This window comes from Lutibacter sp. B1, assembly GCF_012524075.1.
Taxonomy (GTDB): Bacteria; Bacteroidota; Bacteroidia; order Flavobacteriales; family Flavobacteriaceae; genus Lutibacter.
This window is the reverse complement of sequence record NZ_JAAZUI010000006.1, coordinates 14,646-29,349: the sequence shown is the minus strand read 5'-3', so window position 1 is coordinate 29,349 and position 14,704 is coordinate 14,646. Positions and strand designations below refer to the sequence as shown.

The 14,704-nt window shown below is 32.5% G+C and carries 11 protein-coding genes; 6 read left to right on the top strand and 5 right to left on the bottom strand.

Annotation, left to right across the window (positions count from 1 at the left end; translation table 11 throughout):
* Positions 1–72: 72 nt before the first annotated feature.
* Together HGB55_RS04795 and aroC are read left to right on the top strand one after the other, a co-directional pair.
* Positions 73–825, top strand: a complete 753-nt coding sequence (locus HGB55_RS04795; protein WP_168815189.1) for a sulfite exporter TauE/SafE family protein — start codon at positions 73–75, stop codon at positions 823–825.
* A 71-nt stretch (positions 826–896) separates the two neighbouring features.
* Complete coding sequence (gene aroC / locus HGB55_RS04790; RefSeq protein ID WP_168815188.1) at positions 897–1,961, top strand: chorismate synthase; 1,065 nt, start codon at positions 897–899, stop codon at positions 1,959–1,961.
* A 239-nt stretch (positions 1,962–2,200) separates the two neighbouring features.
* On the opposite strand, the gene HGB55_RS04785 is transcribed toward aroC, so the two are convergent.
* From HGB55_RS04785 to gltB, 5 genes are all read right to left on the bottom strand, one after another.
* Positions 2,201–2,761: a PepSY-associated TM helix domain-containing protein gene (locus HGB55_RS04785; protein ID WP_168815182.1), complete on the bottom strand. Its 561-nt coding sequence runs from the start codon at positions 2,759–2,761 to the stop codon at positions 2,201–2,203.
* Positions 2,762–2,773: 12 nt separating this feature from the next.
* Complete coding sequence (locus HGB55_RS04780; RefSeq protein ID WP_168815180.1) at positions 2,774–3,298, bottom strand: hypothetical protein; 525 nt, start codon at positions 3,296–3,298, stop codon at positions 2,774–2,776.
* A gap of 105 nt (positions 3,299–3,403) precedes the next feature.
* On the bottom strand, positions 3,404–4,567 hold the full coding sequence (locus tag HGB55_RS04775; RefSeq protein ID WP_168815178.1) for an alanine--glyoxylate aminotransferase family protein: 1,164 nt from the start codon (positions 4,565–4,567) through the stop codon (positions 3,404–3,406).
* 116 nt (positions 4,568–4,683) lie between these two features.
* Positions 4,684–6,141 carry a glutamate synthase subunit beta gene (locus HGB55_RS04770; protein WP_168815176.1) on the bottom strand — a complete coding sequence of 486 codons (1,458 nt, stop codon included), beginning with the start codon at positions 6,139–6,141 and terminating at the stop codon, positions 4,684–4,686.
* Positions 6,142–6,143: 2 nt separating this feature from the next.
* Positions 6,144–10,649 (bottom strand): glutamate synthase large subunit, encoded by a 4,506-nt coding sequence (gene gltB, locus HGB55_RS04765; protein WP_211047345.1) that lies wholly within the window; start codon positions 10,647–10,649, stop codon positions 6,144–6,146.
* Between the two features lie 254 nt (positions 10,650–10,903).
* Here gltB and HGB55_RS04760 point away from each other — a divergent pair, with 254 nt between their 5' ends.
* The 4 genes from HGB55_RS04760 (at position 10,904) to HGB55_RS04745 (ending at position 14,601) form a co-directional block, all read left to right on the top strand.
* The gene (locus tag HGB55_RS04760) at positions 10,904–11,323 is read left to right on the top strand and encodes a helix-turn-helix domain-containing protein (RefSeq protein WP_168815174.1); all 420 of its coding nucleotides are present in this window, start codon (positions 10,904–10,906) and stop codon (positions 11,321–11,323) included.
* A 119-nt stretch (positions 11,324–11,442) separates the two neighbouring features.
* Positions 11,443–12,618, top strand: a complete 1,176-nt coding sequence (locus HGB55_RS04755) for a hypothetical protein (protein WP_168815171.1) — start codon at positions 11,443–11,445, stop codon at positions 12,616–12,618.
* An 11-nt stretch (positions 12,619–12,629) separates the two neighbouring features.
* On the top strand, positions 12,630–12,884 hold the full coding sequence (locus HGB55_RS04750) for a DUF4212 domain-containing protein (RefSeq protein ID WP_168815169.1): 255 nt from the start codon (positions 12,630–12,632) through the stop codon (positions 12,882–12,884).
* A gap of 25 nt (positions 12,885–12,909) precedes the next feature.
* Complete coding sequence (locus tag HGB55_RS04745) at positions 12,910–14,601, top strand: sodium:solute symporter family protein (protein WP_168815167.1); 1,692 nt, start codon at positions 12,910–12,912, stop codon at positions 14,599–14,601.
* The last annotated feature ends 103 nt before the right edge of the window (positions 14,602–14,704 follow it).

Here is a 14,704-nt window from a genome sequence, read left to right as displayed (position 1 = left end):
CAAACTTTTTTAACTTTTTTTTCTAAAAATTTCTAATAAATTTTAATGTACTTTTGTGTATCAAATAACTAAATGAATTCCATTTTAGAAATAATAGCACTTATTTTTATTGGTTTTATAGCCGGGTCGATAAATACAATAGCCGGAGGTGGCTCATTATTAACATTACCCATACTTATTTTTTTAGGTTTACCTCCAAATATTGCCAACGGTACAAACAGAATTGCAATTTTATTTCAAAATATTTCAAATACTGCAGGCTTTAAAAGTAAAGGTGTTTCTACGTTCCCGTTTAGTATTTATATAGGAATTTCAGCATTAATAGGCTCCATAATAGGTGCACAAATAGCAGTAGATATAAAAGGAGAAACTTTTAATAAAATTTTAGCTGTTATTATGATTTTGGTTGTTGGTTTTATGGTTTTTAAGCCAAAATCGACTCAAATTATGAAAGAAGAAAAAGTAAAGGGTAAGTATTTATGGTTGAGTATTGTACTTTTCTTTTTTGTGGGTATTTATGGTGGTTTTATACAGGCAGGTGTTGGATTTATTATATTGTTGATTTTGTCGTCAATAAATAATTTTTCATTGGTTAAAAGTAATGCAATTAAAGTGGTGGTAATTTTAATTTATACCATTGCTGCTGTGGCAGTTTTTGCATATAATGACAAAATTAACTGGGAAGTAGGATTAGTTCTAGCAATAGGAAACTCTTTAGGAGGTTGGTTTGCAAGTAGATGGTCGGTTAAAAAAGGAGATACACTTGTGAAAAAATTTCTGATAGTTATGGTTATAGCTATGGCAATAAAATTGTGGCTTTTTTAAACTTATTTCAAAAATTAAAAAGAACCTTCAATAAAATTCTTTTTTTTACATTTGTTACTTAAATTATTGACATGTCAAATTCGTTTGGAAAAATATTTACGCTTACAACTTTTGGAGAATCTCATGGTGAAGCAATTGGAGGTGTAATTGATGGTTGCCCAGCAGGGATAGAGTTAGATTTTGAAGCTATTCAAAATGAATTAAATAGAAGAAAACCTGGACAATCTAAAATTGTAACTCAACGTAAAGAACCTGATGAAGTGCAATTTTTATCGGGTATTTTTGAAGGAAAAACTACAGGTGCTTCCATAGGTTTTATCATAAAAAATGTGCACCAGCGTTCAAATGATTATTCACATATAAAAGATTCGTATCGCCCATCACATGCCGATTATACGTATGATAAAAAATATGGTGTGAGAGATTATAGAGGTGGAGGTAGAACATCAGCCCGTGAAACAGCAAATTGGGTAGTTGGAGGAGCAGTAGCAAAACAAGTAATTTCTTCAATAAAAATTAATGCATTTACGTCTTCCGTAGGTGATATTTTTATGGAAAAATCGTATCAGGAAGTCGATTTTACAAAGATTGAAAGTAATGTAGTACGTTGTCCTGATGAGGTTTCTGCAAAAAAAATGATTGCTAAAATAACTGAAATAAAAAAGCAAGGTGATACTATTGGTGGTACAGTTACATGTGTAATTCAAAATGTTCCTGTTGGATTGGGTGAACCTATTTTTGATAAATTGCATGCACAATTAGGGAAAGCTATGCTTTCAATAAATGCAGTAAAAGGTTTTGAATACGGAAGTGGATTTTGCGGTGCTAAAATGAAGGGAAGTGAACATAACGATATTTTTAATGCTGATGGAACTACAAAAACAAACTTATCAGGAGGAATTCAAGGAGGAATAAGTAATGGAATGGATATTTATTTTAGAGTTGCTTTTAAACCGGTAGCAACCATTATGCAAGCACAACAAACCATTGATAAAGATGGAAATAATGTTGAAATGCATGGTAAAGGGCGTCACGATCCGTGTGTTGTTCCAAGAGCTGTGCCTATTGTAGAGGCTTTAGCCGCTATGGTTTTAGCTGATTTTATGTTGTTAAATAACGTGAGTTATATTAATTAAAATAGTTGATATGTTGGCAAGGTTGTTGTGTTTTTTTGTCATTTCTGCAAGAGCGAGAATGACAGATTCTTAATCAACCAAAACCATATTAAATTAATTATCTCAGATGCTTCTAAATAGAACTCACGTTAAATAAAAAGGAAGTCTAAAATAGTATAGAACTCGTCATTCTAAAAGGTTACTGAGCGAAGTCGGAATCTTATTTCAGAATCTCATCATACTGATTGTTAAAATATGTTTTACATATAAAAGATTAAAAACAAGATTGGTATTATAATTCCGAGCAACATATAAATACCTCCCATTCCCATAACTCCATTTTTTCCTTTAGTCATAAATAATGATGTTATGGCAAATAAAATGAGTGCTCCGGCAAAAATATCAGAAAACCATGTCCAAACTCTATTGGGATTGTAATGTAAATAATTTGCTTCAAAAAAAACAGATCTTCTTTTTAAGTATTCTGCTTTTGCATTTCCTGTGGTTGTATTTACAATAATTGATGAGCCACCTTTTAAAAATATTTTAAGAGTATTTTGGTTGGGGTAATAATGTTGTTTATAATTTTTTTTATTGTCAATTTCATCTAAAAACTTACTGATATTTTCTTTGATAATAGTTGAATTTTGTAAGTCTATATCAGTATTAAATTTTTTAATTTCAACAAAATAATTTGGATTCCAGTCACTTATATGATTTAAAGCAATTCCTGAAATGGCATAAATTAAAGTAGTTCCAATAAAAAAGAAACCAATATCTCTATGAAGTATTCTACTCCATTTTCGAATTTTCTTCATCATAAAAAACAGAAATTACTCAACTACAGTATGCGAAACATATTTTAGAGAATATATTGAAATATGGTCGGTATTTTCAGCTTTCATTTGGTCTCTGTATTGTTGAATGTGTTCTTTTTTTGCTTTGAATTGATCTTCGTTTGATTTTCCTTCTGAATGGCTTTTTATATTGTCGTCTTCCATTTTTAAGCAGTAAGCTTCATCAATTCTTTCTTCTAGAACAACACCTTTAATAACAATTTCGCTTCCCATTAATGCTTCATCAAAACGTTCATCGGAAGTTACATGTACATCTCCGTCATCAGTTACTAAAAGAATTTTTTTACCACCGTGTTTGCATACATGATCTACAATGCCTTTTACTAGAACTTGTTTATTTACAAAATCTCCGGCTTTAGAATCAAATTCATTGAGTGCTAATGTTGGGATATCAATTTTTTCTGATACTTCAGTTTGTTGTGTGTCTGCTGTTTTTTTTATTTCTTTTTTACATGCATAAAAAGAAAATAGAATAGCTAAGATTATTACGATATTTTTCATCACTTTTATTTTTAGGTTTTTAGTTGTTTTGTATAAACAATACGTTTACTAAATTAAAAGGGTATTTCTTATTAAATGATGATTAAAGTCAGTTATAATCAAATTTTAACTTAAAATATCTTGAGCAGTAGATATTCCAATACCATTTCTAAAATGATAACCACATGTTTTTAAACTTTTTTCGATAGCTGAAATTGTAGCAATAACATCATTACTATTAACACTTCCCATATGTCCAACTCTAAAGTATTTTGTTTTAATTGAAGGAAGTAAACCTCCTGCAATTATTACATTGTTATCAGACATGTTTTTTAAGAAATCACCTCCATTTATATTTTCAGGATAATAAACGGCAGTTAATGTATTGGAAGAATTATTTTTTGAAATTGGAACAAGTTGCAATTCTAACGCTAACATTGCTTCACGAAAAGCTAAAGCCATTTTTTGATGACGTTTGAATCGGTTTTCAATTCCTTCTTCAATAATAAACTGTAAACTTACTTCAAGTGCAGCTATTAAATTTACAGGAGGAGTCCCAAAATAAGATGGATTTCTATTTTCATAAGCATTCATTATAGGTAACCAATTGGTAAAATCGGCATAGTAATTACCTACAAGTGTTTTTCGGTTCTTAAAAGTTTTCATTGCTTTTTCTGAAGCTACTAAAAGTGCCAGTCCGGGAGGTACACCTACTGCTTTTTGAGATGCTGTCAAAACCACATCAATTTCCCATTCGTCTTGTTTAATTTCTTCGCCTGCAACAGAGCAAACACCATCTAAAACACTAAGAACATTGTATTTTTTTGCTAATTTGGCAATTGGTTGCGGATTAATAACTACTCCGGTTGAAGTATCAACATGAGTTATAGTTAAAAGTTTGTATTTTTTTGAAGCTAATTCTTTTTCAATAGCAGTTAAACTTACAGTAGCTCCAATTTCAGTTTTTAAAATGGTAACATTTGCTCCATATCTTTTACAAATTTCAGCGTAGCGTTCACCAAAATAACCGGTTGAAATAACCAAAACATTATCATTCGTTTCTATTAAGTTTGCAGCAGCCATGTCCATAGCCAATGTTCCGGAGCCCGCAACAATAAAAGGTTGTCCTTTTGGACTTAACCAAACTTTTCGCATCAATTCTATAGAATTTCCAAAAGAGTTGATAAAATTTGGGGCAACATGACTTGTAGTTACTGCACCCATAGCCTGTAAAACTTTTGGTTCAAATTCAATTGGACCGGGAATCATCAATAATTTTCTGTTTTTCATTTTCTGAAGTAATTTAAAACAGATGTAATTTACAAAACAAAAATCATCTTTTTGTAACAAAAGATGATTTTAGAAATGTTTAACTATGAAGTACTATTTTTTTGAAGTGTAATAAATTAAACGCTTGGTAAATCTCCGTCACCTTTAGTTGGTAAATTGGTATAACCCATTAAATATTCATCAACTTTTCTTGCAGCTTCTCTTCCTTCAGAAATTGCCCAAACAATTAAAGATTGTCCTCTGCGCATATCACCTGCAGTAAATATATTTGGTACATTAGTTTGATAATCGGTTGCTTCATAATTACTTCTAACATCGGTTTTTAAACCAAGTTGTTCGCTTAACGTAGCTTCAGGTCCCGTAAAACCAAGAGCTAATAAAACCAATTCACAAGGCCAAATTTTATCGCTGTTTGGTACTTCTTTTAAAGCAGGTCTTTGTCCGGGTTTGTTAATCCATTCAACTTCTACTGTTTTTAGGGCTTTTAAATTTCCGTTTTCATCAGTAATAAATTCTTTGGTTGAAATTAGCCAGTTTCTATTACAGCCTTCTTCATGTGAGGTAGAAGTTTTTAATTTTAAAGGCCAATAAGGCCAAGGAGTGTTCTCACTTCTATCTACAGGCGGTTTGGGCATAATTTCAAAATTGGTCACAGATTTAGCTCCGTGTCTATTTGAAGTACCAACGCAGTCTGATCCTGTATCTCCACCGCCAATAACAATCACATTTTTATCTGTGGCAAAAATTTCTTCTTTTGTAATTGTTATTCCGGCATTTCTTTTATTTTGTTGTTTTAAAAAGGTCATAGCTTGTACAACTCCTTTACTTTTAGAACCAGGAATTGCAAGTTCTCTTCGTTGTGTTGCGCCACCACATAAAACAACAGCATCAAATTCGTTCAATTGTTCTACAGCGTAGTTAACACCAACGTTGATATTGGTTTTAAACTCAATTCCTTCTTCTTCTAAAATTGAAATTCTTCTGTCTATAATTTCTTTTTCAAGTTTGAAATTTGGAATTCCATAGCGCAACAGTCCTCCAATTGCATCATCTCGTTCAAACACAGTAACTAAATGACCGGCTCTGTTTAATTGTTGTGCAGCAGCAAGTCCTGAAGGTCCTGAACCAACAACTGCTACTTTTTTTCCGGTTCTTTTTATAGGAGGTTCTGCAACTATCCAACCTTCTGAAAATCCTTTTTCAACAATCATTTTTTCTAAATTTTCAATTGTGATAGGTGGTTTAATAATACCTAATACACATGCTTGTTCACAAGGAGCAGGGCATAATCTACCTGTAAATTCAGGAAAATTATTGGTTGAGTGTAAAATTTCAAGTGCTCTTTTCCACTCACCTAAATGAACCATATCGTTAAAATCAGGAATTAAATTTCCTAATGGGCAACCGCTATGACAAAACGGAATACCGCAATCCATGCAACGAGAACCTTGCTTTTCAATTTCTTCAGTTTTTAATGATATAGTAAATTCATTATAATGCTGAACCCTTTCTTTTACAGAAATATATCCTTCATCTTTTCTGTCAAATTCTTTAAAACCTGTAATTTTTCCCATAATTAAGCAACAGTTTCTATAGTAATATTTTTTTCATCTTCAAGTCTTTGTAATGCCTTTTTATAGTCAGTTGGCATTACTTTTACAAAATGTTTCAGGCTGTTTTCCCAATCATTTAAAATAGAATAAGCGTAATCGCTATTGGTATACTTGAAATGATTTTTAACCAGTTGTTTCAATGTTTGTTCATCGTTTTCGGTAATAGCATCAAATTCAACCATTTCCATATTGCATAAACCGTTTCTAAATTTTTGTTTATCATCAAAAACATAAGCAATTCCACCGCTCATTCCGGCAGCAAAATTCCTTCCGGTTTTACCTAAAACAACTACGGTGCCTCCTGTCATATATTCGCAACCATGATCACCAACTCCTTCAACAATGGCAATTGCTCCAGAATTTCTAACGCAAAAACGTTCTCCGGCAATACCGTTTATATAAACTTCACCTGTTATTGCACCATATAACGAAACGTTTCCAACTATTATATTTTCATGCGATGGAAATGTTGCTTCGTCTGGAGCTTTTATAATAAGTTTTGCACCAGACAAGCTTTTTCCTAAATAATCGTTGGTATTACCATCAACTTGTAAGGTTAAACCTTTGGTTGCAAAAGCACCAAAACTTTGCCCGGCAGAACCTTTAAATTTTAATTTTAACGTATCTTCAGGTAACCCGTTTTCACCATAAATTTTTGATAACTCATTACTTAAAATTGCCCCAACAGTTCTGTCAGTATTTCTTATTGGAAATTCTAGTTCCATTTTTTCTTTACGGTATATTGCCGGATGCGCAATTCTTATAATGTCTAAATCTAATACATGATCTAAACAATGGTCTTGAGATTCTGTATTATATAATTTTTTATCAGTTTTTGGTTGATGTAAAATAGATGATAGATCGAGTCCTTTAGCTTTATAATGTTTTATTGCTTTAGAAGCATTTATTTTTTGAGATTGACCTATCATTTCATTAACAGTTCTAAAACCTAACAGAGCCATAATTTCACGCAGTTCTTTTGCAACAAAATACATGAAATTGATAACATGTTCGGGTGTGCCTTTAAAGTTTTTACGCAATTCAGGATCTTGTGTTGCAATTCCAACCGGACACGTATTTAAATGGCATGCACGCATCATAATACATCCTGAAGCTACAAGCGGAGCTGTGGCAAAACCAAATTCTTCAGCGCCTAATAAACAAGCAATTGCAACATCTCGTCCTGTCTTTAATTGTCCGTCGCACTCTAATACAACTCTGTTTCTTAAATTGTTTAAAACTAAAGTTTGTTGAGCTTCAGCTATACCAAGTTCCCAAGGTAAACCAGTGTGTTTTAGTGATGTTAATGGAGAAGCTCCGGTACCACCATCGTAGCCTGAAACTAAAATTACATCGGCTTTCGCTTTTGCAACACCGGCAGCTATGGTACCAACTCCAACTTTTGAAACAAGTTTTACGTTGATTCTTGCTTTTCTATTTGCATTTTTTAAGTCGTAAATTAATTGTGCTAAATCTTCAATAGAATAAATGTCATGATGTGGTGGAGGAGAAATCAATCCAACATAAGGGGTTGAGTTTCTACACTCGGCAATCCATGGTAATACTTTTTCACCAGGTAATTGCCCTCCTTCTCCAGGTTTGGCACCTTGTGCCATTTTAATTTGAATTTCCTGCGCATTGGTTAGGTAGTTTATGGATACTCCAAATCTACCCGATGCAACTTGTTTTATAGCACTGTTACGGCTGTCTCCATTTAAGTCTTTTCTAAATCTGTTTTTATTTTCGCCACCTTCGCCGGAGTTACTTTTGCCTCCAATACGATTCATGGCAATTGCCAAGTTTTCATGAGCTTCTTGACTAATTGAACCGTATGACATAGCTCCGGTTTTAAAACGTTTCACAATTTCAGTCCAAGGCTCAACTTCTTCAATAGGAATAGGGTCATAATTATTAAATTCAAATAAACCACGAAGTGTCATTAAATTTTTACTTTGCTCATTTATACTTTTAGCATAAACTTCGTAATTTTCGTAGCTATTACTTCGTACAGCTTGTTGTAATTTTGCTACGGTTGTTGGATTAAACATGTGACGTTCGGCATTTCTTCTCCATCTATAATCACCACCAATATTTAAACTTTGGCTTTGTGGAATTTTAGTTCTTGGATAGGCCGTTCTATGACGGAAGTAGATTTCTTTTTCAATTTCATATAATCCAACGCCTTCAATTCTTGAAGGAGTATTTGGGAAATATTTGTTGGTAAATTCGCTACTTAACCCTAAAATTTCAAAAATTTGAGAAGCCCTGTAAGAGTGTAATGTTGAAATGCCAATTTTATTCATAATTTTCAATACACCTTTTGCAATTGCTTTATTGAAATTGTAGATTGCTTGTTCTTCTGTAATTCCTTTGATTATTTTCTCTTTAACCTGTTGACTGATAATTTCGTTAATCATATATGGATTAACGGCACTTGCACCATAACCAAATAAAGTTGCAAAATGATGTGGTTCACGTGGCTCGGCAGATTCTATGATAATACCAAAACTTGAGCGTTTATTTAGAATATGCAATTGTGTATTTATATGAGAGCAAGCCAATAGCATTGGTATAGGTGCATATTGCTTATTTACATGTCTGTCGGATAAAATAACAATGTTACAACCTTCAGAAACAGCTTTGTAGGTTTCTTTCACCATGTTTTTTAATGCAGCCTCAATACCGTTTAAACCTTTGGTGATATCGTATAGAGCATCTATAGAAATTGCTTTAAAATCGGGATGATCTATAAGTTTTAACTTATCTAAATCTTCGTTAGAAATAACCGGATTTTGAATTTTAAGTTTTTTACATTGCTCTTCAGAAATATCAAAAATGTTTCTGTCTCCACCAATTGCCAAGCTAAAATCTGTAACAATTTCTTCTCGAATACCATCTAAAGGAGGGTTTGTAACTTGCGCAAAAAGTTGTTTAAAATAGTTGTACAGCAATTGTGGTTGGTCGGATAATACTGCTAAAGGAGTATCATTACCCATTGAGCCAATAGCTTCTTTTCCTGTTAATGCCATTGGGGTAATAATTTTCTTAACTTCTTCAATAGTATAACCAAATATTTTTTGTCTTGCTAATAATTTAGTTTCTTCTATTGGGCACATATTGCCTGTGTATGGAACTTTGGCTAGTGGCAATAAGTTTTTATTTAACCATTGTCTGTAAGGTCTTTGATTTACAATTTTTTGTTTTATTTCTTCGTCATTTACAATACGTCCTTCATTCATATCAACCAAAAACATTTTTCCCGGTTCTAAACGGCCATGACTTACAACATTTTCAGGTTTAATATCTAATACACCGGTTTCTGAAGACATGATAACATTTCCATCTTTTGTTACCGTATATCTTGAAGGTCTTAATCCGTTTCTGTCTAATAAAGCGCCAATATAATTTCCGTCGGTAAATGGGATTGAAGCCGGGCCATCCCAAGGTTCCATTATACACGAGTTGTATTCGTAAAAAGCCTTTTTGTTATCATCCATTTTGTCATCTCTTTCCCATGCTTCCGGTACCATCATCATCATAACTTCAGGTAAAGATCTTCCTGTTGTTAATAATAATTCAACCGACATATCCATTGAAGCGGAGTCAGATTTACCTTCTAGAATTATTGGAAATAATTTTTTAACATCATTACCAAAAATATCAGTTTTCATTAATTCTTCACGAGCATTCATTCTGTTAATATTACCTCGTAACGTATTAATTTCTCCGTTATGGCACATGTATCTAAAAGGTTGTGCTAAATCCCATGAAGGAAATGTATTTGTAGAAAATCGTTGGTGTACCAAGGCTAATCTGGTAACCAAATCAGGGTTTGATAAATCGGTATAATAATTTCTGATATCTTCGGGCATCAATAACCCTTTATATATTATTGTTGTTGAAGATAGACTAGGCAGATAGAATTTTTTTCGATCTGAAAGTTTAGAATTTTGAATAGCATGTTCTGCTATTTTACGAGCAGCAAAAAGCTTTGCATTAAATTTGTTTTCGTCTAAATCTTGTCCATTTTTACCTATAAAAACTTGTTCAACTGCAGGTTCATTTTTTGCGGCTATTTGTCCTAAGTGTGTTCTGTCTACAGGAACCTTTCTCCATCCTAAAACCTCTAAACCAATATTTTTCACTTCTGTTTCTAAAATATTTTTACAGAAATTCAGCTGGTTCTCATTTTTTGGTAAAAAAACCATTCCAACAGCATACTCTTTAGGCTCGGGTAAGTCAAATGTTGTGTTTTTATGAAAGAATTCATGAGGTATATCAATTAAGATTCCTGCACCATCACCTGTTTTACCATCAGCACTTACAGCACCTCTATGTTCAAGCTTGATCAGGATTTCTAATGCATCATGAATTATTTTGTTAGATTTTTCACCTTTTAAATTGCAAATAAATCCGGCACCACAATTATCTCTTTCAAATTCCGGCAAGTATAAACCTTGTTTTATCATTTTAATTAATTATTTAGGAATGTTTACAAAAATATAGAAAAATATGTTGAAAATGCTATATAATAACGAAATCGTTATAATTGTTATATTAAAACAATTATTGTGTTATAAATAATAAAATCATTAAAAAACTAAGTTTAAAATTTAATATTATTAAAATTAAAAGTTACTAAATTGATGGTAAATAAGTAGAAAATTCTTTATTATTTTGGTATATTATGCTAAAAAGGTATATTTATGCAAAATAAATATATATGAAAATAGAGTCTTGCCCAAATTGTTCTTCTAATGAGTATGTTAAGAGTGGTGTAGTTAAAAAAAGACAGCGATATAAATGTAAAAAGTGCGGATATTATTTTACCGTGAATAAAATAGGTAAGCAAATAGATTCTTATTATGTGAATAAAGCTTTGCAACTTTATTTAGAAGGTTTAAGCTACAGAGAAATAGAGCGTATCTTAGGAATTTCACATGTTAGCATTATTAATTGGGTAAAAAAATATAACATTAAACGTCCGTATAGCTTTGAGTATCATTCTACTTATAAAATTTTAAATGAAAAAGAGCTTGCAAAATACTTTTCTGAAAATAAAAACTTAATCGGGGCAGGAGTTATAGTTACCGAACTTGGTGATAAATATATGTTGATACGTTGGGAACGTTTTAAAGATTAACTATACTAATTACCATATATATATATTAAATTTTATTTCAACTTGATTTCTTTTCATATTGTAAAGGCTTAAAATTAATGTTTTAGCAAAAAAACCTTAATAATTAATAAACTTTACTTATGAAAAATCAACTTTTAGTTGTGTTAGTGCTTTGTTTAGGACTAACGTATTATAGTTATGGGCAGTCTGACGGAACTGCACAAAACTTTGGAATAAAGTGGAGTGGCTTTGTAAAAACAGATTATATGTTTGATACTCGTCAAACAGTTTATGCCAGAGAAGGTCATTTTAATATTTTACCGGCAGCCGAAAATATTGTTGATGGAGATGATTTAAATGATCAATCCAATTTCAATATTTTGGCAATTCAAACTCGTTTAAAAGGAACAATTACCGGGCCTGATTTTTTTGGAATGAAAACTTCCGGAGTAATTGAAGGAGCTTTTTTTGGTAATACTGATGCTTCTACAGGTGAACTGCGTTTAAGACATGCTTTTGTTCAATTATCAAATGATAAAATTGAGATTTTGATGGGACAATACTGGCATCCAATGTTTGTTACAGCTGTTTTTCCAGGTACTTACTCATTTAATACAGGTGTTCCATTTCAACCTTTTTCCAGAAATCCGCAATTGCGTGTAACTACAAAAGGAAAGGTAAAATTTATTGGTGTGTTATTTACTGAAAGAGATTTTAAAACCAGAGGAGCCAGTGTAAGTCAGTCGGGCATACCACAATTTCATGCGCAATTACAATTTGGGTCTGTAGCTAATTCGGTTGGTGGTGTTGGCTTTAATTTAAAAACTGCCCGACCGGCTCTTGGAGAAGATAACTTATCGAGCACAGCATTTATAGGATATTTTAGAACTAAACTTGGAAAAGCTACATGGAAAATTGAAGGTACTTACGGTCAAAACATGTCCGATGTTCTTATGATAAGTGGTTTTGGTGAAGCTGATGGAGATTATGTAAATAACGATACGTTTTCTATGTGGACAGAATTTAATGGAGATTTTTCTGAAACTATGGAATGGGGTTTATTTGGAGGGTATACAAAAAACGATGGTTTTGGAGAACCTATAACCTATGTGAACGGATTTTTAGGAACTGTTGAAAGTGCGTTTAGAATATCACCTCGAGTTGGTTGGAAATCAGGTAATTTAAAAATTGGTATTGAAGGAGAGTATACCGATGCTCAATACGGATCTATTGATAATAATGGCGATATATCTTCAACAGGTATAGATTCTGTAGACAATTTCAGATTATTAGCAACAGCAATTTATAAATTTTAAAACTTAGCATTATGTCAGAAAAAAGTATGAAAGCATATTGGAAAGAAAACCTAAAATATTTAGCAATATTATTAAGTATTTGGTTTTTAGTTTCCTATGTATTTGGAATTTTATTAGTAGACCAATTAAATACAATTAAACTTGGTGGTTATAAATTAGGTTTTTGGTTTGCGCAACAAGGGTCAATGTATGTGTTTGTTATCTTAATATTCGTCTATGTATGGTTGATGAATAAACTGGATAAAAAATATGGAGTAGACGAATAATTTTAACTTAAAAAATAATTAAATCATGGGAATATTAGCATGGACATGGATACTTGTTGGAATTACATTTGCATTGTATATAGGTATTGCAATATGGGCAAGGGCAGGATCTTCTAAAGAATTTTATGTAGCAGGTGGAGGTGTTCCGCCAATTTTAAACGGTATGGCTACAGGGGCCGACTGGATGTCGGCAGCATCATTTATCTCATTGGCAGGGATTGTTTCTTTTACAGGCTACGATGGCTCTGTTTATATAATGGGATGGACTGGAGGTTATGTGTTATTAGCACTTTTATTGGCTCCATATTTACGAAAATTCGGAAAATTCACAGTGCCTGATTTTATAGGAGATCGATATTATTCTAACACAGCTAGAACTGTTGCAGTAATAGCAGCACTTATAGTTTCGTTTACATATGTAGCAGGACAAATGAGAGGTGTTGGAATTGTATTTTCAAGATATCTTGAAGTTGATATTGATACCGGTGTTTATATAGGTATGTTTATTGTATTATTTTATGCAGTTTTAGGTGGAATGAAGGGAATTACCTATACGCAGGTTGCACAATATTGTGTATTGATATTTGCATTTATGGTGCCGGCAATTTTTATCTCTTTTCAAATGACTGGAAATCCGATACCGCAATTAGGTTTTGGTGGTAGTGGTGAAGATGGCGTTTATTTACTGGATAAATTAGATGGATTACATAAAGAACTTGGTTTTCATGAATATACTTCAGGGAGTAAATCTATGATAGATGTATTTGCAATAACTGCTGCCTTAATGATAGGTACTGCAGGTTTACCTCATGTAATTGTACGGTTTTTTACGGTACCAAAAGTAAAAGACGCTCGTGTTTCTGCAGGTTGGGCTTTATTATTTATTGCAATTTTATATACCACCGTTCCTGCTGTAGCTGTTTTTGCAAGAACCAATTTAATTGAAACTGTTAGCAATGCAAAATATGAAGAATTACCGGAATGGTTTGGGAATTGGGAAAAAACAGGGTTGTTAAAATTTGATGATAAAAATGGTGATGGGGTTGTGCAATATGTTGCAGATACTTCTATTAATGAATTAACAATTGACCGAGATATTATGGTATTGGCAAATCCTGAAATAGCCAAATTACCTAATTGGGTTGTTGCTTTAGTTGGTGCAGGAGGTTTGGCAGCAGCTTTGTCAACAGCGGCAGGGTTATTATTGGTAATAGCTTCATCAATTTCTCATGATTTGTTAAAGAAAATGATCAAACCAAATATTTCAGAAAAAGGAGAATTAATTGCGGCCCGTGTTAGTGCTTTCGTAGCTGTTTTAATTGCAGGCTATTTTGGTATCAATCCACCGGGATTCGTTGCGGCAGTAGTTGCATTAGCCTTTGGTTTAGCAGCAGCATCATTTTTTCCGGCAATACTACTTGGTATTTTTGATAAACGTATGAATAAAGAAGGAGCCATTTCGGGTATGATTGTAGGTTTAGGTTTAATGACCTATTACATGGCAAAATTTAAATTAGGTTGGATTGGAGAAACACCTCCGCCAAGCGAATGGTGGTTTGGTATTTCGCCAGAAGGTTTTGGAACAGTAGCAATGGTATTTAACTTTATAGTTTCATTTGTTGTTTCAAGATTTACAGCAGAACCACCAAGTGAAGTACAAGATATTGTAGAACATATTAGAATCCCATCAGGAGCTGGTGATGCACAGACCCATTAGGTAATAGTTAGTCAAAAAAAAACAGCACTATTATATACTAGTGCTGTTTTTACTATATTTAAGGTTAATTTATGATACAGTGAAAAAAAGACATCAACAAAAG